Origin of the sequence: Burkholderia sp. MSMB1072 (assembly GCF_001524725.1) — a bacterium.
In the GTDB taxonomy this organism is placed as follows: domain Bacteria; phylum Pseudomonadota; class Gammaproteobacteria; order Burkholderiales; family Burkholderiaceae; genus Burkholderia.
This window is the reverse complement of sequence record NZ_LOYC01000034.1, coordinates 16,835-38,556: the sequence shown is the minus strand read 5'-3', so window position 1 is coordinate 38,556 and position 21,722 is coordinate 16,835. Positions and strand designations below refer to the sequence as shown.

At 70.0% G+C, this 21,722-nt stretch carries 14 protein-coding genes; 9 read left to right on the top strand and 5 right to left on the bottom strand.

Going from position 1 to position 21,722, the window contains the following annotated elements:
• The first annotated feature begins 185 nt into the window (after nt 1-185).
• The 4 genes from WS89_RS17640 (at nt 186) to WS89_RS17625 (ending at nt 3,726) form a co-directional block, all read left to right on the top strand.
• Nucleotides 186-398 (top strand): glycine zipper 2TM domain-containing protein, encoded by a 213-nt coding sequence (locus WS89_RS17640; protein ID WP_011545020.1) that lies wholly within the window; start codon nt 186-188, stop codon nt 396-398.
• 215 nt (nt 399-613) lie between these two features.
• Nucleotides 614-868 carry a hypothetical protein gene (locus WS89_RS17635; protein WP_027784015.1) on the top strand — a complete coding sequence of 85 codons (255 nt, stop codon included), beginning with the start codon at nt 614-616 and terminating at the stop codon, nt 866-868.
• 149 nt (nt 869-1,017) lie between these two features.
• Complete coding sequence (locus WS89_RS17630) at nt 1,018-1,944, top strand: DMT family transporter (RefSeq protein WP_059501871.1); 927 nt, start codon at nt 1,018-1,020, stop codon at nt 1,942-1,944.
• Nucleotides 1,945-2,445: 501 nt separating this feature from the next.
• Complete coding sequence (locus WS89_RS17625; protein WP_059792605.1) at nt 2,446-3,726, top strand: sensor domain-containing phosphodiesterase; 1,281 nt, start codon at nt 2,446-2,448, stop codon at nt 3,724-3,726.
• Between the two features lie 50 nt (nt 3,727-3,776).
• Here WS89_RS17625 and arfB read toward each other — a convergent pair whose 3' ends face one another.
• From arfB to recC, 4 genes are read right to left on the bottom strand one after another with little or no spacing between them, the layout of a single operon-like run.
• A complete protein-coding gene (arfB, locus tag WS89_RS17620) occupies nt 3,777-4,181 on the bottom strand; it encodes an alternative ribosome rescue aminoacyl-tRNA hydrolase ArfB (protein WP_059792331.1) in 405 nt (134 codons plus the stop codon).
• Nucleotides 4,178-6,475 carry an AAA family ATPase gene (locus WS89_RS17615; protein ID WP_059792329.1) on the bottom strand — a complete coding sequence of 766 codons (2,298 nt, stop codon included), beginning with the start codon at nt 6,473-6,475 and terminating at the stop codon, nt 4,178-4,180. The genes arfB and WS89_RS17615 overlap by 4 nt, the downstream gene beginning before the upstream one ends.
• Complete coding sequence (gene recB / locus WS89_RS17610) at nt 6,472-10,176, bottom strand: exodeoxyribonuclease V subunit beta (protein ID WP_059792326.1); 3,705 nt, start codon at nt 10,174-10,176, stop codon at nt 6,472-6,474. Before recB ends, WS89_RS17615 begins: the two co-directional genes overlap by 4 nt.
• Complete coding sequence (gene recC, locus WS89_RS17605) at nt 10,173-13,511, bottom strand: exodeoxyribonuclease V subunit gamma (RefSeq protein WP_059792324.1); 3,339 nt, start codon at nt 13,509-13,511, stop codon at nt 10,173-10,175. Before recC ends, recB begins: the two co-directional genes overlap by 4 nt.
• A gap of 182 nt (nt 13,512-13,693) precedes the next feature.
• Here recC and WS89_RS17600 point away from each other — a divergent pair, with 182 nt between their 5' ends.
• Nucleotides 13,694-15,985 (top strand): FUSC family protein, encoded by a 2,292-nt coding sequence (locus WS89_RS17600; protein WP_059501861.1) that lies wholly within the window; start codon nt 13,694-13,696, stop codon nt 15,983-15,985.
• Between the two features lie 293 nt (nt 15,986-16,278).
• Nucleotides 16,279-17,646: an amino acid permease gene (locus WS89_RS17595; RefSeq protein WP_059792322.1), complete on the top strand. Its 1,368-nt coding sequence runs from the start codon at nt 16,279-16,281 to the stop codon at nt 17,644-17,646.
• 158 nt (nt 17,647-17,804) lie between these two features.
• Here the strand turns inward: WS89_RS17595 and WS89_RS33820 are convergent, their stop codons facing one another.
• Entirely contained in the window at nt 17,805-17,966 is a 162-nt protein-coding gene (locus WS89_RS33820) for a hypothetical protein (protein ID WP_006476417.1), read from the bottom strand.
• Between the two features lie 244 nt (nt 17,967-18,210).
• Between WS89_RS33820 and WS89_RS17590 the strand changes: the two genes are divergently transcribed.
• Genes WS89_RS17590 through WS89_RS17580 form a run of 3 tightly spaced genes read left to right on the top strand, consistent with a single transcriptional unit; the run spans nt 18,211 to nt 21,704 of the window.
• Nucleotides 18,211-19,254, top strand: coding sequence for a Fe(3+) ABC transporter substrate-binding protein (locus WS89_RS17590; protein WP_059792320.1), 1,044 nt, complete (start codon nt 18,211-18,213; stop codon nt 19,252-19,254).
• On the top strand, nt 19,244-20,926 hold the full coding sequence (locus WS89_RS17585; RefSeq protein WP_059792319.1) for an ABC transporter permease: 1,683 nt from the start codon (nt 19,244-19,246) through the stop codon (nt 20,924-20,926). Before WS89_RS17590 ends, WS89_RS17585 begins: the two co-directional genes overlap by 11 nt.
• Nucleotides 20,927-20,930: 4 nt before the next feature.
• Nucleotides 20,931-21,704, top strand: a complete 774-nt coding sequence (locus tag WS89_RS17580) for an ABC transporter ATP-binding protein (protein WP_059792317.1) — start codon at nt 20,931-20,933, stop codon at nt 21,702-21,704.
• The last annotated feature ends 18 nt before the right edge of the window (nt 21,705-21,722 follow it).

The window sequence follows — 21,722 nt, the reverse complement described above, 5'->3', positions numbered from 1 at the left end:
GCTTTCGAGCGGGCTTTTTTGCGCATGTCGCGTGCCTGCCGGCCCATACGAAACAATTGATTACGAAACCGCGCGAGCCTTAACAAGTCCTTACAGCAGCGTCGCGGGACGGCGCGTAGATTGGGGACATGCGCGGCCGCCAGCCGGCCGTGTGCCTTCCGTTCACTACCACAAGGACAACGATCATGAACTCGATTCGGCGTTTTGGGGTATGCGCGCTCCTCGTCGCGACGGTGGCCAGCCTGTCGGCCTGCGATTCGATGTCGCGACGTCAGCGCGATACGGCAATCGGTGCGGGTGTCGGCGGCGTCGCCGGCGCGGCGATCGGCGGCAACGCGCTGTCGACGCTGGGCGGCGCGGCGGCCGGCGGCATCATCGGTAACCAGGTCGGCAAGTAAAGCAGTCGCATCGGCCGGTTGGGCGTCGCCCAGCCATCGGCCGGTCGGTTCAAACGGCGTTTCCGCACTGCGGAAGCGCCGTTTTCGCATGCGGCATCGCAGCCGGCCCGGCCGCGACCCGGAAATGATCGGTTACCGTTTCTCATACCGTGTCATCGGTACTCGGCCTAAGCTTCAAGCATCTGCCGATGGCCGGCTTTCGCCGGAGACACATCATGAACAGGACCTTCGTCGCCGCGGCGCTCGCCTGCACGACGCTCGCCGGCTGCTATTACCCGTACGGCTACTATCCGGGCGGCTATTACACGGCGGCGCCGGTGCCGGTACAGCCCGCGCCCGTGTATGTCGATCCCGGCCCCGCCTACTACTATCCGGCCCCGGCGTATGCGCCCGCGTGGGGCAGTTATTGGGGCCCCGCGCTGTCGCTCAATTTCGGCTTCGGCGGACGCGGCGGCTGGCGTCATCACTGATCGACCGCGCCGCGTGCGTGTGGCCGGCCGTCCGCCGCCGGTGCCAAACGGCGGAATTCCCGTTTCTTGTCGTTTCATTCGATCGTGAAACGACGGTGCGGTAACGCGGTGTAAGATTCGTCGCATCCCGTCCCCGCCCTCGCCGATCGATGTCGCCCAAGAACGCTTTCCTGCTGACCGTGCTCGCCGCCCTGTGGGGCGCATCCTTCCTGTTCATCCGGATCGGCGTGGTCGATTTCGGCGTCGCGCCGCTGATGGCGCTGCGTGTAGGCATCGGCGCGCTGTTTCTCGCGGGCTTCGCGCTGACGCGCTTCAAACCTGCCGATCTCGGCGCCCGGCTGCGCCGTCATGCGTGGCCGCTGTTCGTCGTCGGCGCGCTGAATTCGGGCATCCCGTTCTGCCTGTTCGCGTTCGCCGAGCTGACGCTGTCGGCCGGCGTGACGTCGGTGATCAACGCGACGACGCCGCTGTGGGGCGCACTCGTCGCTTACCTGTGGCTGAAGGACAAGCTGTCGCTGCCGCGCGCGCTCGGCCTCGTCATCGGGTTTGCCGGCGTGCTCACGCTCGTATGGAACCAGATCGCGAACGCGCACGGCGACACGGGCGCCAGCGCGACCGCGCTCGCTGCGGCGGCCGCGCTCGGCGCGACGCTGCTGTACGGCATCGCGGCCAACTATACGAAACGCAAGCTCGGCGGCGTCGATCCGCTCGTCAACGCAACCGGCAGCATGATCGGCTCGACCGTCCTGCTGCTGCCGTTCGCGATCGCGACGTGGCCGGCCGCGCCGGTCGGCGCGCACGCATGGGGCGCGGTGCTCGCCCTCGGCATCGCGTGCACGGGCATCGCGTATTTCATCTTCTTCTACCTGATCGCGCATATCGGGCCCGCCCGCGCGATTACCGTGACGTTCGTGATCCCGGTGTTCGGGCTGCTATGGGGCGCGCTGTTCCTCGGCGAACACGTGTCGGCCGTGATGATCGGAGGCTGTGCGATCGTGCTCGTCGGCACCGCGCTCGCAACCGGCGTGATCAAGCGGATTCCCGGCGTCCGACCGCGCGGCGGCGAAGCGGCGTGACGATCGGCGCGCCCGGCGCGCAGAAATCGCCGGCCGCTGCGCGGCCATGCCGATGGCGACGCGACGCGGGTGCGCTAACGCGCCGCCGGTCGCACCGCGGCGCGCGGGCATTCGACTCATTCGTCTGACGGCAGCGGCCGGCCGCCGGGATTTCCCGCATCGGCCTGCGCATCGGGCGGCAGCGACGCACGGTCATGCCGCCGCCCAGTGGCAGGAGGCGGGATCGTCATCCGCCGCCGCGGCGCGCTTCGTTTCGCGACGGTCATGCACCGTACGCATGCACGCGGGGCCGGTCGCCGCGCCGCAGCGCGCGGGCCGCAATCGCGGTGTACCGTTTGCGTCTGGAGTTACCCTGATACGCGCGCCGCGGCAATCCCGTTACACTCGGAACACTCATCCGCAGAAGGCGGTCTCGATGCCTCCCGTTCTTTCGCGTCCGCCAGCGCATGCGGCTGCATCGGCGTGGCGGTACGCCGCCGCCCGCTCCCGGGCACCGTTGACATGAAGTCCTCCCGCGACCTGTCGCTCGACGCCCTGCTCGAACGTCTCACGCCGACGCCCCACGGCTGGCTCGCCACCTACCGCACCACGACATTGCGCAGCGTGTTCCAGCCCGTGCTGTCGATCACGCACAAGCGCGTCGTCGGCTACGAGGCGCTGCTGCGCGTCGTCGACGGGAACGGTGCGCTGGTGTCGCCCACCGCCCTGTTCGACAAGACGCGCGGCGACGCCGACGCGCTGCTGCTCGACCGGCTCGCGCGCTGCCTCCACACGGCCAACTTCGTCACGCAAGGAATCGGCGACGGCTGGCTATTCCTGAACGTGACGCCGCGCGTGCTCGACACGGGCCTCGTGCAGCGCGAGTTCGTCGAGGCGCTGTGCCGGCATTTCGCCCTGCCGCCGAACCGCATCGTGCTGGAAGTGGTCGAGCAGCCGGCACGCGACGAAGCCGCGCTTGCCCGCACGATCGACATGATCCAGCATCGCGATTTCCTGATTGCGATCGACGATTTCGGCACGGGGTTCTCGAACTTCGACCGCGTGTGGCGGGCGCGACCCGACATCGTGAAGCTCGACCGCTCGCTCGTCGAGCGTTCGACCGCCTCGGCCGACGATCGCCGCATCATGCATCACCTCGTGTCGATGCTGCACCAGGCCGGCGCGATGGTGCTGGCCGAAGGCGTCGAAAGCGACGACGCACTGCAGGCGCTGATGGAAGCCGACATCGATTTCGTGCAGGGTTTCCAGTTCGGCCAGCCCGATGCATCGATCGCGCACGCGAGCGCGGCGGCGCCCGCGATGCTCGATGCCGCGTGGCGGCGCTTCATCGCCCGCCGGCACACGCCGGTGATCGCCCAGCAGCCGGGCTTCGATGCGATCGAACGGCTCGTGCTCACCGGTGCGGCCGCGTTTTCGGCAAGCGGCAACCTGCAGGACGCCGCGCAACGCGTGTTCGCGGTGCCGGCCGCGCGACGCGTGTTCGTCACGGACGAGACCGGCGAACAGTTCCTGCCTTCGATCGGCGCACCGCCCGACGACAGCCAGGCGAGCGTGACCCGCCTCGCGCCGCTATTCCCGGAAACCCACAGCAACTGGTCGCGGCGCCCGTATTTCCAGCGCGCGGTCGCCGCCCCCGGGCGCGTCGCGCTGATGGGCCCTCACTTCTCGCTGACGGAAGGCCGCGACTGCTATACGGCCGCCGTCGCGATCCGCGCGCAGAGCCGGCTCGTCGTGTTCTGCGTCGACTTCGTGCTCGACAGTGCGGGAACCGTGATGCGTTAGCCGCCGCGCGCGGCGGACGATCGCATGCGACGCGCGTCTGCGATCATTGGTCAGTCGACCACCTTCCCGCGCCCCGACTTCACCACGCTGCGGCGCGACTTGTGCTCGAGCCGCCGCTCCTTCGACGCGCGCGTCGGCCGCGTCGCGACCCGGGCACGCGGCGTGTGCGCGACGCTGCCGATCAGCGCATCGAGCCGCGCGAGCGCGGCCTCGCGGTTTTTCTCCTGCGTCCGATATTCCTGCGACTTGATCACGACGATGCCGTCGCGCGTGATGCGCTGGTCGGACAACGCGAGAAGCCGCTCCTTGATGACCGGCGGCAGTGACGACGCGCGGATGTCGAAGCGCAGATGAATCGCGCTCGACACCTTGTTCACGTTCTGCCCGCCCGCGCCCTGCGCGCGCACGGCCGTCCATTCGACCTCGGCCGGATCGAGCGTGTAGCGAATCATCATTGCGAAGCCTCCGTGCGGCGCCGGGCGAGCGCCTCGTCGACGCGGGCCGCGAGCCCCGAATCGCGCTGCGTGCGCGTCGCGACCGCCTGCGCCAGCACGCGCCGCGGCCCGATGACCTGCACGCGCGTGCGTGCGCGCGTGACGGCCGTATAGACGAGCCCGCGCGTGAGCACCCGGCCGAACGACGCAGGCAGCACGAGCGCGGCTTCGTCGAATTCCGAGCCCTGCGATTTGTGCACCGTCAGCGCGAACGCCGTTTCGTGCGGCGGCAGCGCGGCCGGCGACACCGCACGCGCGGCGCCGTCCGCACGCCGGAACCACACGCGCAGCACACCGTGCGCGTCGGGCAGCGCAATGCCGATGTCGCCGTTGAACAGCCCGAGCGCATAGTCGTTACGCGTGACCATGATCGGCCGTCCGGTGAACCAGTGCGCGCCGACCGCGAGCGGCACGCGCGCCGCATGCCGCACGTGCGCGGCCACCAGCGCATTGACGTGTTCCGCCCCGCGCGAGCCGCTGCGGGTCGCGCACAGGATCCGGAACCGGTTGAGCGCGTCGAATAGCGGTAGCGGATCGGGCGCCGGCGCGGCCAGCGCGTCGCGCAATGCATCGAGGTATGCGCCGAAACGCCGCGCGAGCCGCTCGACCGTCGACGACGCCAGCGTGTCGCCCGCATCGTCGTGAAACGATGCGGCTGCCGAGTCGTCGGCGGGCAGCGCATCGAGCGCCGCCTGCACGTCGCCGCGGCGGATCGCGAGCGACAGCCGGCCGATCGGCGAATCGAGACCGAAGCGGTAATTGCGTTCGAGCCATACGACGCAGTCCGCGAGCGGTGCCGGAGCGGGCGTGCCGGGAGACGCGGCAGCGGCTTCGCCGGCCAATGGCGATGCGGCCGCCGACGCCAGCGCCGCATCGTCTGCGTGGAACGGCGCCAGCTCGACGGTGTCGAGCCAAGCGAGCTCGTCGGCCTCGATCCAGGCCGGCGCATTGCCCGGTGCGCCGGCATCGGCCGGTGCCGACTCGGATGACGGCGACGGCGCGATGTCGGCCGACGACGCTTCGGCATCCTGCGGTTCGTCGTCGAAGAGCGACGCCTGTCGCGCATCGACTTTCGGCCGAGGCGCCGATTTGCGCGCAACAGGCGCGGATGCCGATGGCAACGCCGAAGCCTGTGCGGAAGCGGATGCCGGATGCGCACGCGCATCCGCTGCCGGCGCGGCTTCGTCCGGCACCGGCAACGCCGCGACGAATGCCGCCTCGTCGATGTCGAGCGCCTGCGCGATGCGCTTGCGGGCCGCGGTGGTGAACGCCGGCCGTGCGCTCAGCTCCGCGAACACGGCGCCGGCCTCGACCGCGGCCAGTTGATCCTTGTCGCCCAGCAACACGAGCCGGGCGCCCGGTGCGAGCGCGTCGAGCAGATGCGCGGCGAGCGCGACGTCGATCATCGACGCCTCGTCGACGACGATCAGATCGTACGGCAACGGATTGTCGCGATGATGCCGGAAGCCGGCCGCCCCGCCGCCGCCCAGCAGCCGATGCAGCGTATAAGACGTGTCGGGCAGGCGCGCCGCGAGTTCGGGCGGCAAATCGCCGGCGCGTGCGTGCAGCGCCTCCTGCATCCGTTGCGCGGCCTTGCCGGTCGGTGCGGCCAGCGCGATGCGCAGCCCCGGATGCGCATCGAGCAGGCAGGCCAGCACGCCGACGACGGTCGTGGTCTTGCCCGTGCCCGGCCCACCGCTGACGATCGTCACGCGGCCGGTCAGCGCGACGATCGCCGCCACGCGCTGCCAGTCGACTTCGCCGGTGGCCGGCCCGAAGTAACGAGCGAGACTGTCGCGCAACCGGTCGGGCGACAGGCTTTCGTCCGGCGCGGCGACACCGGCCTGCGCGACGAGCGCATCGGCGAGCCGCCGTTCGTAATCGAAATAGCGCGACAGGTACAGATGATCGAGCCGGTCGACGATCAGCGGCCGCTCGTCGCCGCGTGCGAGCGTGCCGAACGCGACCACGCCGCTCGCGGCCAGCGCCGCGCGCACCTCGTCGAGCGACGCTTCGTAGCGCTGCGCGAGCGCGCCAAGCGCGACGCACACGTGGCCGCCGGCGGTCGCACGGCTCGTCGCGAACGCGGCGCGCGCGGCCCAGCGCGCCGCCGCGGCCGGCGCACCGGCACGGCGCGCGAGGTCGCCGATGCGGCGTGCGAAGCCTTCCGCGAGCGCGATGCCGAAATCGGCCGGCTCGGGCAGCCGCGCGACGAGGCCGCCGGTGAATTCGAGCATGTCGTCGGACGCGGTCATGCGCGGCCCCCTTCCATCATCCGGTCGAGTGCGTCGACGAGTGCACGCGCGGGCCGCCGCGCGTGCACGCCGGCCGGCTCGCCGCCGCTGCGCCAGCCGGGCCGCACGCCGCGCACGAACAGGTACAGGTAACCGGCGATGTGCGTGTCGTAGTCGTAATCGGGCAGCCGGCCGCGCAGGTAGCGATGCAGCGCGACCGTATAGAGCAGCGCCTGCAGGTGATACGCGTGATCGGCCATCGCGACATCGAGCGCGCGCGGGCCATAGGCATCCGGCGTCGTGCCGAGGTGGTTCGACTTCCAGTCGACGATCCAGAAACGGCCGTCGTGTTCGACGATCATGTCGATGAAACCCTTGATGAAACCGGCGAGCGTGCCCGCCTCCAGTGCAACGTCCGGATAGCCGTGCGCGACCAGCAGCCGCCGCAGCGCCGTCAGGTCGAGCGACGGCGCCGGGAACAGGAAACCCATTTCGTCGAGCCGTCTGGCCGGATCGAGATCGGCGAGCCGCATGCCCGGCACGAGCTCGGTGTGCACGACGTCGTCGACGAGCCGCGCCATCATCGCCGGCAGGCGTGCCGCAAGCGCCGGCTCGGCCTCGACCGGACGGTCGTGCAGCGCGCCGAGCGCGGCCTTGTGCCACGATTCGGGCTCCGCGAACCGGCTGAGTTCGAACAGGCGGTGCAAGCATTCGCCGGCCGCCGCACCGCGCGGGAACATCAGGATGTCGTCGTCAGGCGGAGCCGTCACCGTGTCGGCCAGTATCGGTTCGCCGTCCGGCGCCACCGCGGCAAGCGCATCGTGATCGGGCCGCAATTCGTCGTCGGGCACGGCCGCGACGCCCGCCTCCTCGCGCGCCATCGACGCAGTCAACGAGCTGAAGCTCGCCATCCGCCACGCATCGCGCAGGATGCGCGTCGCATGGCGCGCCGCGAGCGTCTGCGACGCATCGTGCCCGGCCGCGAGACGCTCGCGGCGCGCAGGCACGGGCAGCGGCGCGATGCTCACGGGGCCGCCCGCGAGCGCGCGCCATGCCGCATCGAGCGCGGCCTCGTCGGGCGGCTCGTCGAGCCACGCGTCGAACGCATGGCCGGCACCCGCGACGAGCCAGTTGAGCACGCTGCGCCGCGCTTCGCGCGTCGAGCGCGACGACAGGTAGGGCCCGGCGACGACATAGCAGCGATACACCGCGCGCGTGAGCGCCACGTAGACGAGCCGCGCGCGTTCCGCGGCCTGCTCGCGCAGCGCCTGCCGCGCCGCGTGCGCGGCCGCCTCGTCGTCGCATCCGTAATGCAGCACCGCATCGCCTGCGTCGTCGTGATACTCGCGCGCATCGGGCAGCGCGGACGACGGCGGCTCGCGCAGCCCGCCATCGTTCAGGAACGGACAGAACACGATCGCGTATTCGAGCCCCTTCGACTTGTGCACCGTGACGATCTGCACCAGGTTGCGATCGGATTCGAGCCGCAGTTGCGCTTCCTCGCCGCCGCCGTCGAGCCGTTGAGCGGCGAGCCAGCGCAGCGTCGGCGCGATGCCGGGCTGTGCGGATGCCCGCGCTTGCGTCAACTCGGCCAGATGGTTGATGTCGGTCACGCGGCGCTCGCCGTCCGCCCCGGCCATCAGCCGTTCGGCGATCCGCAGCTCGCGCGTGAACGTGCGCCACATCACCGCGAAACCGCGTTCGCGCCACAGCAGCCGATACCGCGAGAAACGCTCGACCCAGCTCATCGCATCGGCGCTGTCGGCCGGCGACGCGCCAGGTGGCGCATCGCCGTCGCCCTGCTCCATGCGCCACAGCGCGCCGGCGTCGAGCCCGAACCAGTCGGACGCGAGCGCCGCGCGCAAACGCCGCAGGTCGCCTGGCGCATCGATCGCCGCCAGCACGCGTTCGAGCTGCTCGGCGTCGCCGGTCGAGAACACCGATGCCTGCGCCAGCTCGACGCTGCCGATGCCCCACGTCGCGAGCACGCGCTTCACGAGGCTACCCTGCCGGTGCGTTTGCACGAGCACCGCGATGTCGCCAGGCGACAACGGCGTGTCCCCCAGCCGCACGCGCCCTTCACGTGCGCCGCGCATCAGCCGCGCGATCTCCGCCGCGCAGGCCTGGGCAGCCTGCGCTTGCGCGTCGCGCTTGAGCAACGTGCCTTCGCCGCCCGGCAGCGCCCATATCCGGAAATCGCCGGCCGGCCCCGGATCGGTCTCGTCGACGAACGGCGCCCGCACGCGCGTGCCGGCGCGCACCGCGTAATAGTCGAGCCCGTCGAGCACGAATGCGCGCGGATTCGACATGAAGAAGCGGTTGCACGCATCGACGATCGCGGGCGTCGAGCGCTGATTGACCGCGAGCGTGTAGCACGCACTCGCCCGTGCGCGCGCGGCGAGATAGGTATGCAGATCGGCCGCGCGGAAACTGTAGATCGCCTGTTTTGGATCGCCGACGAGGAACAGCGGGCCGCCCGGCGCGAAGATCCGGTCGAAGATCGCGAACTGCAGCGGATCGGTATCCTGGAACTCGTCGATCAGCGCGGCCGGATAGCGTGCGCGCAGCGTGTCGGCGAGCCACGGATGCGCGTGCAGCGCGTGATACAGGTTCGCGAGCAAATCGTCGAACGACACGACGCGCCGCGTGCGCTTGCGCTCGGCCAATTCGCCCGGCGCCATGTCGAGCCATTCGGCGATCAACGCGAGCCAGCGCGCGCGCTGTGCGGCCTCGGCCGCGGCCACGGCCGCTTCGAGCGCGTCGGCCACCTCGAAGAACGCGTGTGCGGGCGTCGCACCGCCTTTTTTCGTCGCCTTCGTCAGCGCGGTTTGCGTGAGCTTCAGTGCGGCTTTCGGCAGCGCGGCCGTCGCATCGCCCTGCTCGAAATGCACCGCCCACGCCGCGAGCGCATCGGCGAGCGCGTCGGGCTTGTGCGAGCGTTGATTGAGCGCGGGCTGCGCGGCGCGCAGCAGCGCATCGATCGCGTCGCGCTCGGCAGCCCACATGCGCGCGGCTTCCGCGAAGCATTCGGCTGCGGCCGCTTCGGCCGATTCGTCCGGCTCGGTCACGCCGTCCCAGCGCAACGCGGCAAGCGGCTTCTTCAGCCGGCGTGCGAGCTGCGCATCGAGCGCGGCCGGGCCGGCCCCCGATTCGACGAGCCAGGTCGCGAAGCCCGGCCAGCGCGCGGCCGCCGGTTCGACGCGCGTGCGCCAGAAATCCGCGGCGAGTTCGAAGCGCAGCGACGCATCGTCGGCCTCCATGTCGAACGCGAACGGCATCGCCGCCGCGAACGGCGCCTCCTGCAGCGCGCGCTGGCAGAACGCGTGGATCGTATGGATCGCGGCCTGATCGAACGCGCGCAGCGCGCGCCGGATCCGCTTCGCAGCCGTCTCGGGATCGAGCGCGCCGTCGACGCCGAGCGTGGTCTCCCACAGACGCGCGATGAACGGATCGCCGCCGTCGTCGCCCGTGTCGAGCGCATGCGCAAGCTGCGCGAGCCGGCTGCGAATCCGCTCGTGCAGTTCGGCCGTCGCCGCTTTCGTGAAGGTCACGACGAGGATTTCGTCCGCGCCGAGATCCTTTTCGAGCAGCAGGCGCACATACAGCGCGCAGATGTTCCACGTCTTGCCGGTGCCGGCCGACGCCTCGATCTGGTTGACACCGTCGAGCGTGCACGCGAACACGTCGAGTTCGAGCGCCTGCGGCTGCGACACAGCGCTCATGCGACCTCCTTCAGATGCTCGACGAGCGGCTCGAACACGAGCCGTGCGAGCGTGCCGAACGGCTCGTCGAGCGACGGATGCGCGCCGCGCCATGCGATCGCGATGGCCGGATCGTCGGCTTCGCTGACCACTCGCTCGTTGATCCACACGCTCGCGGCCTTGGCCTCGCCGTCGGACACCCGCGCCCACGCGCTGCGCGGGAAAAACCGCAGCGGCATGCGCCGCCCCGCGCGAAACAGCGCGGCCAGCGGCGCGAGCCGTTCGAGCGGCGCCGCGACGGGCGTCAGCTCGAACGCACCGCCGCTGCCGAACCACAGCGTGCGGCGTGGGCCGCCGGGCTCGACCGCACAGTAGACGAGATGCGCGAGCCAAGCGGACAGGTAATCGCGCGCACTGGGCCGCGCATAGCGATAGATGACCTGCCCGGCCGGCGTCAGCCGATTCAGCGTGCCATGCAATTCGAGCGGCGCGCCTACCGCGTCGGCCGCCAGCATTGCGTCGTCGGCGCCGAACAGCGCCTGCTCGGTATCGGGCCACGCCGGCACGACGGTGAGCGAGAACGGCCGCCGCTCGATGCCGTCGGCCAGCGCACGGCGCACGTTCGACGCAAGCTGCGTCATCGAACCGAGCGCCTGATCGCGCCACACCGCGCCCGTCGCGCCGCCGGGCAGTTCGGGGCTCGCGTCCGCAATGCGCAGCGCATGATCGTGCACGCCGCCGTCGCCCGCTTCGATCAGGAGCGGCAGCACGCGCTCGGCAAGCGCGTCGCTGCCGGCGAAGTCCAGCGCGAACGGCTCGGTATCGAGCAGTTCGGCCTGCGCATCGGCCAGCACGATGCCGAGCCGGCCGCGCAGCAACGCACGCGCCGGATGGCGCCAGAAACGTTCGAATTCGCTGAACGCGACGGGCTCGACCGGCTCCGTCGGCAGCGGCTGCGCGAAGAACGGCTGCTCGCGCGGCCCGTCGCGCGACGCCTCAGCGGCCAGCAGCGACGCGAGCGTCGCCCGCTCGGCGTCATACGAAACGAGGTCGCTGCCCGGCTGGAAATACGCGGCCGCGAACGGTTGCAGCGGATGCTCGACGATGAACGCGCGGCGCGCGGCATCGACCGCGTCCGGTGCGGCGCCGGGCCCGGCCGTGACGTCCGCGAGATGATCGAGCAGTTCGTCGACCAGCGCCGCGGGCGGCAACGGCGCGTTGTCGCGAATGCTGCGGCCCGTATAGGCGATCAGCAACCGGTCGCGGGCGGCGAGCAACAGGTCGAGAAACAGATTGCGCTCGTCGTCGCGGCGCTGCCTATCGCCCAGCTTCGGCAGCACGGCCATCAGGTCGAACTCGTCCGCGCGCGCGAGGCTCGGCAGCACGCCGTCATCCATTCCGAGCAGGCAGACGACGCGATACGGCAGCCCGCGCAAGCTCGTCAGCGACGAGAACGTGACGCCGCCCCACGGCACGCCGCCGCGGGCCGGATCGTCGAGCGCCGCGGTGAGCCCCGCGCGGACGACGGCCGCCGGCAACGCCTCGTCGGGCGCGCCCTCCGTCATCGCGGCCAGCATCGCGTCGAGCGCGTCGCGCACGCCGGCCAGCGCGTCCGCATACGCGGCGCCCGAGTCGAAGAAGCGCGCGAGCGTGTCCGCAAACAGTTCGCTCCAGCCGCGCGGCGTGTGCGACTCCGCGAGCCGCCGCGCGAAGCCGTCGAGATCGTCGGTAAACCGTGCGAGCCGGCCGAGCAGTTCGGCCTCGCTGCCCGTGGCCGCCTCGATCGGCAGCCACGCACCGATCGGCGCCGCCCCTTCGGGCATCGCATAGCCGAGAAAGAGCCGCGCGAGGGCATCGGAGAACGTATGGCGCGGCGCAGGCACGGCCGCGTCGTCGCTCGCGAGCGGCGACAGCCCGCGCCGCGCGCCGGCGGCCGCGAGCCAGGTCTGCACCGTTTCGAGCGCGGCCGCGTTGATGTCGTAGCGCGCGGCCACCGCATCCACGCGCAGCCATTCGACCAGCTCCGGCGCGCCGACCTGCCGCTCCGGCAACGCGAGCCAGTCGAGCAGCACGCGCGCGACCGGATTCGCCTGCGACGGCGGCAGGCCGGTGATCCGGTAAGGCACCCGCGCACCGCCGGCGCCGGCCGTGCCGAACACCGCGTCGATCAACGGCCCGGCCGCGGCGAGATCGGCCACCGCGACGAGCACGTCGGACGGCTGCAGGCTCGCATCGGCGTCGAACCACGCGAGCAGCCGGTCGTGCAGCACCTCGAGCTGGCGCGCGAGGCTGTGGCACACGTGCACCTCGATCCCGCGCTCGACCGGCGTGTCGCCGAGCTCGGCCTCCGGTTGCAGTTCGAGGATCGCGTTCTGCACGCGCGCCAGCCAGGTAGGCGCGGGATTCTCGACGAAACGCGACGCATCGCCTGACGCGGCGCTTTCGGTCAGTTCATGCAGCATGTGCAATTGCGCCTGCGTCTGCCTGCCCCATTCGGCGAGCAGCGGATGGCCGACCTCCTGGTAATCGCGCCGCCCGGCCGCATCGAGCGCCTCGGCGTGCGCGGCGGTCACGATGTCGAACCAGAATTCGCGGCACGGATTCAGCGCGTAGACGCGCACGTCGATCCAGCGCGACAGTTCGCGCAACAGCGCGACGTGCAGCGGCGGCATCGTCGGCAACGCGAACACGCTGACCGATTCGGGCCAGTCGGCGCGCGTGAGCGCATCGGCATCGAGATGGCGCGCTTCGACGAGGAAGCGGTGCGCCGGCGGCGTACCGCTGTCGCTCAGCTCGGCGAGCAGCGCGCGCCACAGCGCGGCCTGCCAGCGCTCGTCGTCGCGTGCGGCGTCGCTGATCCCGCGCGGCGCGCCGTCGCCCGCGAGCACCGATTCGCCGGCGTGCCACGCGGCCAGCCATTCGGGGCGATAGGTCAGGTAGTGATCGAGCACGGCCGCGACGCGATGAGCCAGTTCGTAGCGCATCGCATCGTCGGAGGCCGACAGATACGCGGCCAGCCGCGGTGACGCGAGCCACGGCGCACCGTCGGCCGCCTGCGCGAACAGCCGGTAGCAGCGCCACACGAGCCGGTCGGGCGCGAACGGCGAGCGCGCGGGCACCGTCAGCACACGGCCGATCTGCGCCCACAGCCACTGCGCGAGATACGTGAACTCGACGTTCGCGCACACGCCGTTGCGCGCGGCGATGTCGAGCTCGAGGCGGCGGCGCAGCGCCGCGCTCGGCACGATGACCTGTTGCGGCGCCCACGGGCCGTTGCGGGCCGGAAACGCGGCCAGATCTTCGAGCAGCGCGTCGGCCAGCGTTTCGTGACGGTTCGAATAGAAAAGATGGAGCATGAAGCGGGCGTCGGAACCTCGCACCGGCGGGATCGGGCGAACAGGATCACCAAGGATAGCAAATGGGCCGCCGCCGCGAACCTCGGCCGGAAAGCCAGCTTTTGCGAGCGGCGAAATACGATAGACTCGTCGCCAGTCAATACGCCGCCCCCGGGCGTCTTCGTCTGCCATTCAGCCCATCGATGCGCTATTCGGTCGAAATCAGAAAGTTTTTCTACAGCCAGTACTTTTTCGGCGGCCTGCGGATCGCGGTCGGCGTGTCACTGCCGGCCGTGTTGTGCCTGATCGTGTTTCATAACCGGGAGCTCGGCTTCACGATCTCGACCGGCGCGCTCGGCGCGTGCGTCGTCGACATGCCGGGCCCGCTCAAGTACAAGCACAACGAAATGCTCGCGTGCAGCGTGATCGGCTTCCTCGCCGCGCTCGCCACCGGCCTCGCGACACCGAACATCTTCGCGCTGTGGCTCACGATCGTGCCGCTCACGTTCGTGCTGTCGCTGATCGTCGTCTACGGCAACCGCTGGCCGCAGATCAGCTTCGCGACGCTGTTCATGATGGTGATGACGCTCGAGGAGAAGTTCACGCCGCTGCAGGCGTTCGTCAACGCGGGCTGGATTCTCGCGGGCGGCCTCTGGTACACGTACTGGGCCACGCTCGTGTCGCAATGGCAGGCGCGCCGGATCGAGCAGCAGGCGCTGGCCGAAAGCCTGTTCGCCTGTGCCGACTACCTGCTCGCGCGCGCGCAGTTCTACGATCTCGACGCCGATCTCGACGAGTGCTACCGCAATCTCGTCGCCCGGCAGATCACCGCGGTCGAAACGCAGGAAACCGCGCGCGACATCGTGCTGCGCAACCTGCCGAAGCTGCGGCGCGGCAAGCTCGACCCCGGCCGCACGACGATGTACAACCTGTTCATCAACAGCGTCGACCTGCACGAGCTGTTCGTCGGCGCGCACACCGATTACCCGCTCGTGCGCAACACGTTCGGCGGCTCGGATCTCATCATTTTCTACCGCGACCTGATCCGCAAGGCCGCCGCCGATCTCGAGCAGATCGGCCTCGCGGTGCTCGAGAACCGCGCGCCGCATTCGCGCATCAGCGTGAAGGCCGAGCTGCGCGCGATCGAGTACGAGATCGAGCTGATGCGCAAGAAGAACTTCGCGGCCACCAACGCGGAAGCGTATGCGGCCGTGCTCGCGACGTTCCGGCGCATCTGGAGCGCGACGCGCCTGATCGACCGGATGCGCCGCAACCTGTCGGGCCATGCCGATCCGCAGCAAACCGAACTGAAGATCGACAAGGCGCTCACGCGTTTCCTGCAGCGCCGCCGCATGTCGCCGCTGCTGATCTTCTCGAACCTGAACATGCGTTCGCCGAGCTTTCGCCATGCACTGCGCGTGACGATCGCCGTGGCGGTCGGCTTCTGGATCGGCCGGCTGCTGCCGCTTACGAACGCGTACTGGATCGTGATGACCACCATCATCATCCTGAAGCCCGGCTACTCGTTGACCAAGCAGCGCAACGCACAGCGGATCATCGGCACGCTGATCGGCTGCGCGGCGAGCATCGCGCTGATCTACACGGTGAAGGAGCCGCACCTGCTGATCGCGATCATGTTCGGGTCGATGGTGATGAGCTACAGCCTGCTGCTGTTCAACTATGCGGCAAGCGTCGTGTTCACGTCGTCGTACGTGCTGCTGATGTTCCACTTGCTCGCACCGGGCAGCATGCGGATCATCGGCGAGCGCGCGATCGACACGGTGGTCGGCTGCATGATCGCGATCGCCGCGAGCCGGCTGTTCCCGTACTGGGAATACCGGCTGATGGGCAAGCTCGTCACCGACATGCTGACGTCCACCCGCAAGTATTTCGAGGCCGTGTGGCGCGCCGGGCGCGGCATGTCGCCGCCGCCGGTGCCGACCGCCGACGGCGCGGCCGTCGTACCCGTCGTCGCCGCGGCGATCGAAACGCCGGCCAGCACGCTCGACGACGACTACCGCTACCGCCTCGCCCGCAAGGACGTGCACATCGCGTTCGCGAACCTCGGGCAGGCGTTCCAGCGGATGATGATCGAGCCGAAGGCGCACCAGCGCTTCGTGCCCGAACTGAACGACCTGCTCGTGCAGACGCACGTGCTCGGCGCGCAGATCACGGCTGCCGCACCGCTGATTCGCAGCGCATGCGCGGCCGATGGCGGCCTCGTCCACGACGACGCACTGCAGCGCGGCCTCGCCGCCGTGCTCGAGAATCTCGAGAAAGCCGAAGCCGGCGAGCCGCCGCCTGCCGACCAGCTCGAAACGTCGAAGCAGATCACGCGCGATCTCGATGCGATGGTCGTGTCCGCGGAGAAATCCGACGCGGTCGGCGCCGAGCTCACGCACGACCTGAAGGTGCTCGCGCACCAGTGCAAGCAGATGCTCGCGTCGTCGCTGCTGATCCGCAAGGATGCGAGCGTGATCCGCCTGCCCGCCTGACCCCGCATGTCCGCGCCGGCAGGCCGGCCCGCGCACGTCGCGGCTCGGCCATCGGCGCGCTCCGGCTTGACGATTGCCCCGAAGCATGCCCACCCGCGCCACGCGGCCCGCACCTGCGGACGCGCGAATGCCTCAAGCGCCGTTCCGCTCGCCGCGCCAGTCAGGGAATACCCGATTCCGGTCACCGGGCCCGGCTTGTTATCATTCGTTCACATTCAAGTTGTATAGACAACTTGAGCCAATCGGGCCGGCCCCGCTCGCCCGGTTCGTCGCATAACGATATCGGAGACTCGATGAAAAACTTGCAGCGCCACCTGAGCGCGCGGCACATCCGCTTTCTCGCGCTGGGCTCGGCGATCGGCACGGGCCTGTTCTACGGGTCGGCGTCCGCGATTCAGCTCGCGGGTCCGGCGGTGATCCTCGCGTACCTCCTGGGCGGCGCGGCCGTCTACATGGTGATGCGCGCGCTCGGCGAGATGGCCGTGCGCGAACCCGTCGCGGGCTCGTTCGGCCACTACGCGACCGAGAACCTCGGCCCGTTCGCGGGCTTCGTCACCGGCTGGACCTACACGCTCGAAATGGTGATCGTCGCGATCGCCGACATCACCGCGTTCGGCATCTACATGGGCTTCTGGTTTCCGGATGTCCCGCAATGGATCTGGGTGCTCGGCGTCGTCGCGATCATCTGCGGGCTGAACCTGTGTCACGTGAAGGTGTTCGGCGAGCTTGAATTCTGGCTGTCGATCATCAAGGTCGGCGCGATCGTCGCGATGATCGGCGGCGGCGTCGCGATCCTGCTGACCGGCATGCACCTCGGTCATTCCGCCGACGTGCCGACGTTCGCGAACCTGTGGAACCACGGCGGCTTCTTGCCGAACGGAATCGGCGGGCTGATCGCGTCGCTGTCGGTCGTGATCTTCGCGTACGGCGGGATCGAGGTGATCGGGATGAGCGCCGGCGAGGCGAAGGACCCGGAGCGCGTGATTCCGCGCGCGATCAACGCGGTGCCCGCGCGCATCCTGCTGTTCTACGTGCTGACGATGGTGGTGCTGATGTCGATCGGCCCGTGGACCGGCGTCGGCAGCGACGGCAGCCCGTTCGTGCAGATCTTCTCGGCGCTCGGCGTGAAATCCGCCGCGACGATCCTGAACCTCGTCGTGATCAGCGCGGCGATCTCGGCGATCAACAGCGACATCTTCGGCGCGGGCCGGATGATGTTCGGGATGGCGCGGCAGGGTCAGGCGCCGCGCGTGCTGATGACGACGTCGCGCCACGGCGTGCCGTGGGTCACGGTGCTCGTGATGGCCGCCGCGCTGCTGGTCGGCGTGCTGCTCAACTACCTGATGCCGAAGGACGTGTTCCTGGTGGTCGCCGCGATCGCAACGTTCGCGACCGTGTGGGTCTGGCTGATGATCCTGCTGTCGCAGGTGGCGATGCGTCGCCGCCTGTCGGGCGCGGAAGTCGCGGCGCTGAAGTTCAAGGTGCCGCTGTGGCCCGTGGCGCCCGCGCTGACGATTGCATTCATGGGCTTCGTGATCGTGATGCTCGGCTGGTTCGACGATACGCGCGTCGCGCTGTATGTCGGCGCGGCGTGGCTCGCGCTGCTCGCGGCCGTGTTCTACGCACGGATCCGCCCGAAGTTCGCCCCTGCGTCACGATGACGCTCGACTGATTGTTCCATGCGGCGCGCCGGCCTCGGCGCCTGCGTCTGTCCGGCGCGATGCGATGGATCACGCGTCGCGCCGCCCCCGTCTCCTCCTGCCCCCTGCGTCTCGCCCACGGCTCCATCGCGCCGCGCAGCGATCATGCACGCCGGCGTTCAGTGCGACGCGGCGCTCGCGGCCTCGGCCGGATGGGCCTCGTCGTACGCGTGCTTCTGCGAAATCGCGTTGTACAGGATCGTCCCGATCACGAGCAGCACGGCCACGACGATCAGGATGCTCACGTTGCGGACAGGGTTCTTCTTGCGCTGATCGTTCATGGTCGGTGCGGCTCCGTCAAATTCGTCGAAGCGGGCATTCTACGCGCTTGCGCCCGCGCTGCGCCGCCCCGTTCGCCGATCCCCGCCCCGTGCATCTCCGCCGCTTTCCGCAAGCTTTCGTTTGTTAATCATTCCCATTTCGATCTAGAATCGCTAATCTTTCATTTTGTAATGTTCCGGGTCGTTCGGGCGGCAGGCGCGCTCCGGAACGCTTCCTCGTCCACCTGCCCCACCGGAGTTCTCCATGTCGAATCCGCGCACCCGCCTGCTGCCGCTCGCCGGCGCCCTCGCCCTGGCTGCGGCCGCCTTCGCGCCGCTTGCCCAGGCGGCCGAGGAAGTGAGCCTGTACACCACCCGCGAGCCGAAGCTGATCCAGCCGCTCATCGATGCGTTCACGAAGCAGAGCGGCGTCAAGGTCAACACGGTGTTCGTGAAGGACGGCCTGCTCGAGCGCGTGAAGGCGGAAGGCGCGCAGTCGCCGGCCGACGTGCTGATGACGGTCGACGTCGGCAACCTGCTCGACCTCGTCGACGGCGGCGTCACGCAACCGGTGCGCTCGAAGGCGCTCGACGATGCGATTCCCGCGAACCTGCGCGGCGCGAACGGCGACTGGTACGCGCTGTCGCTGCGCGACCGCGTGCTGTACGTCGAAAAGGACCTGAAGGTCGATGCGTTCCGCTACGAGGATCTCGCCGATCCGAAATGGAAGGGCAAGGTCTGCATCCGGTCGGGCCAGCATCCGTACAACACGGCGCTCGTCGCGGCGATGATCGCGCACGACGGCGAGGCCGCGACCGAGCAATGGCTGCGCGGCATGAAGGCGAATCTCGCGCGCAAGGCGACGGGCGGCGATCGCGACGTCGCGCGCGACATCCTCGGCGGGATCTGCGACGTCGGGCTCGCGAACGCGTACTACGTCGGCCACATGAAGCATGCCGAAGCCGGCAGCGATGCGCGTAAATGGGGCGACGCGATCAAGGTCGTGCGCCCGACGTTCGCGAACGCGAAGAGCGGCGGCACGCACGTGAACATCAGCGGCGCGACGGTGGCGAAGCATGCGCCGCACAAGGCCAATGCGGTGAAGCTGCTCGAATACCTGGTGTCGCCGGAAGCGCAGGCGCTGTATGCGCAGGCGAACTACGAATACCCGGTGCGCGCGAACGTGAAGCTCGACCCGGTGATCGCGAGCTTCGGCACGCTGAAGATCGACCCGCTGCCGCTGGCGGATATCGCGAAGCATCGCAAGCAGGCGAGCCAGCTCGTCGACAAGGTCGGCTTTGACAACTGACGCATCGCCTGCCCGCGTCTATCGAGAGCCGCGTCGGTCGCGGCCGCGCGCGGGCAGCCTGTGGCTGCTCGCGGCGCTGACGATCGCCGCGGCGGTAGCGGCGCCGCTCGCGGTGCTCGTGGCCGCCGCGTTCGACGCCGATCTCGCGCACTGGCGGCATCTCGCCGAATTCGTGCTGCCGCAGGCGCTCGTCAATACGCTGCTGCTGCTCGCGGGCGTCGGCACGATCGTGTCGATCGTCGGCACCGGCTGCGCATGGCTCGTCACCGCGTACGAATTTCCCGGCCGCCGGATCCTGACCTGGGCGCTGTTGCTGCCGCTCGCGGTGCCCACCTACATTGTCGCGTTCGCGTATCTCGACCTGCTGCATCCGATCGGCCCCGTGCAGGGCGCGATCCGCTGGCTGCTCGGCTTCGACAGCCCGCGCCAGTTCCGCCTGCCCGATCTGCGCTCGCTGCCCGGCGCGATCTTCGTGCTGGGCTTCGTACTGTATCCGTACGTCTATCTGAGTACGCGCGCGATGTTCGTCACGCAATCCGCGAGCCTGCTCGAGGCCGCGCGCACACTCGGCGCCGGCCGCGTCGCGACATTCTGGCGCGTCGTCGTGCCGCTTGCCCGGCCGGCGATCGCGGTCGGCATGAGCCTCGCGCTGCTCGAAACGCTGAACGATATCGGCGCGTCGGAATTTCTCGGCGTGCAGACGCTGACCGTGTCCGTCTATACGACGTGGATCACGCGCTCCGATCTCGCCGGCGCCGCGCAGATCGCCCTTGCGATGCTCGCGATCGTCGTCGGCATGATCGCGCTCGAACGCTACGGGCGCCGCCGCCAGCGCTACGCGCACGGCCGGCGCATGCGGCCGATCGCGCCGCGCCGCCTGGCCGGCACGGCCGCGCTGGGTGCCGCGGCGCTCGGCTGGCTGCCCGTCCTGCTCGGCTTCGGCGCGCCGGCCGCCTATCTCGCGGTCGAGACCGGCAAGCGGCTGCACCTCGTCGGCGGCGTATCCGCGCAACTAATGACGGGGCTCGCGAACACGCTGACGATCGCGACCGCCGCCACCGCCGCGACGCTCGCATGCGGGCTCGTCGTCGCATGGGCCGCGCGCGCGCAGCGCGACAGCGCGCGTGCGGGCCCTGCCCGCCTGTGCACGCGGATCGCGAGCCTCGGGTACGCGGTGCCGGGCACCGTGCTCGCGATCGGCCTGCTGATTCCGTTCGCGGCGGCCGACCGGCTGTTCGGCGTGGCGCTCGGCCGCGACGGACTGCTGCTGATGGGCTCCGCCACCGCGCTCGTGATCGCCTACACCGTGCGCTTCCTCGCGATTCCGGCCGGCGGCATCGAAGCCGGCCTCGCGCGCATTCCGCCATCGCTCGAACAGGCCGCGCGCTCGCTCGGCGAGACGGCCGGCGGCACGTTGCGCCGCGTCCATCTGCCGCTGTTGCGGCCCGCGCTCACGACGAGCGCGCTGCTGGTGTTCGTCGACGCGATGAAGGAGCTGCCGGCCACGCTGCTGCTGCGCCCGCTGAACTTCGACACGCTCGCGACGTGGCTGTATGCGGAAGCCGCGCGCGGCACCTATGAAGAAGGCGCGGTCGCCGCGCTCGCGATCGTGCTGGCCGGGCTCGTGCCCGTGATCCTGCTCGCACGCACCCGCCACAAGATCGGAGGCTGATACCGTGAACCTGCTCGAACTCGACGACCTCTGCATCGCCTACGACACGCCGCACGGCCGCCGCACCGTCGTCGACGGCCTGAGCCTCGCGCTGCCGCGCGGCGACATCGGCTGCCTGCTCGGCGCGTCCGGCTGCGGCAAGACCACCGTGCTGCGCGCGATCGCCGGCTTCGAACCCGTGCGCATGGGGCGCATCGTGCTGGACGGCACGCCGGTCGCGGCGCCGTCGCTCGACGTGCCGCCCGAGCGGCGGCGCATCGGCATGATGTTCCAGGATTACGCGCTGTTCCCGCACCTGAGCGCGGCCGACAACGTCGCGTTCGGCCTGCGGCGCAGGCCGAAGGCCGAACGGCGCCTGCGCGTCGCGCAGATGCTCGAGCTCGTCGGCCTCGCCGATTCCGGCGACGCGTATCCGCACGAACTGTCGGGCGGCCAGCAGCAGCGCGTCGCCCTCGCGCGCGCACTCGCGCCGTCGCCGGAATTGCTGCTGCTCGACGAACCGTTCTCGAATCTCGACGTCGATACGCGCGAGCGGCTCGCGTTCGAGCTGCGCGACATCCTGAAGCACACGGGGCACACCGCGATCCTCGTCACGCACAATCAGGCGGAAGCGTTCGCGATCGCCGACCGGATCGGCGTGATGAAGGACGGCCGGCTCGCGCAATGGGATACGCCGTACGCGCTGCACCATCATCCGGCCAGCCCGTTCGTCGCGGATTTCGTGCGCCGCGACGCACTGGCCGACGAGCGCGCACGCGCACGCGCGCGCGGCCGCTGACACCGCGCCGCCGGCGCG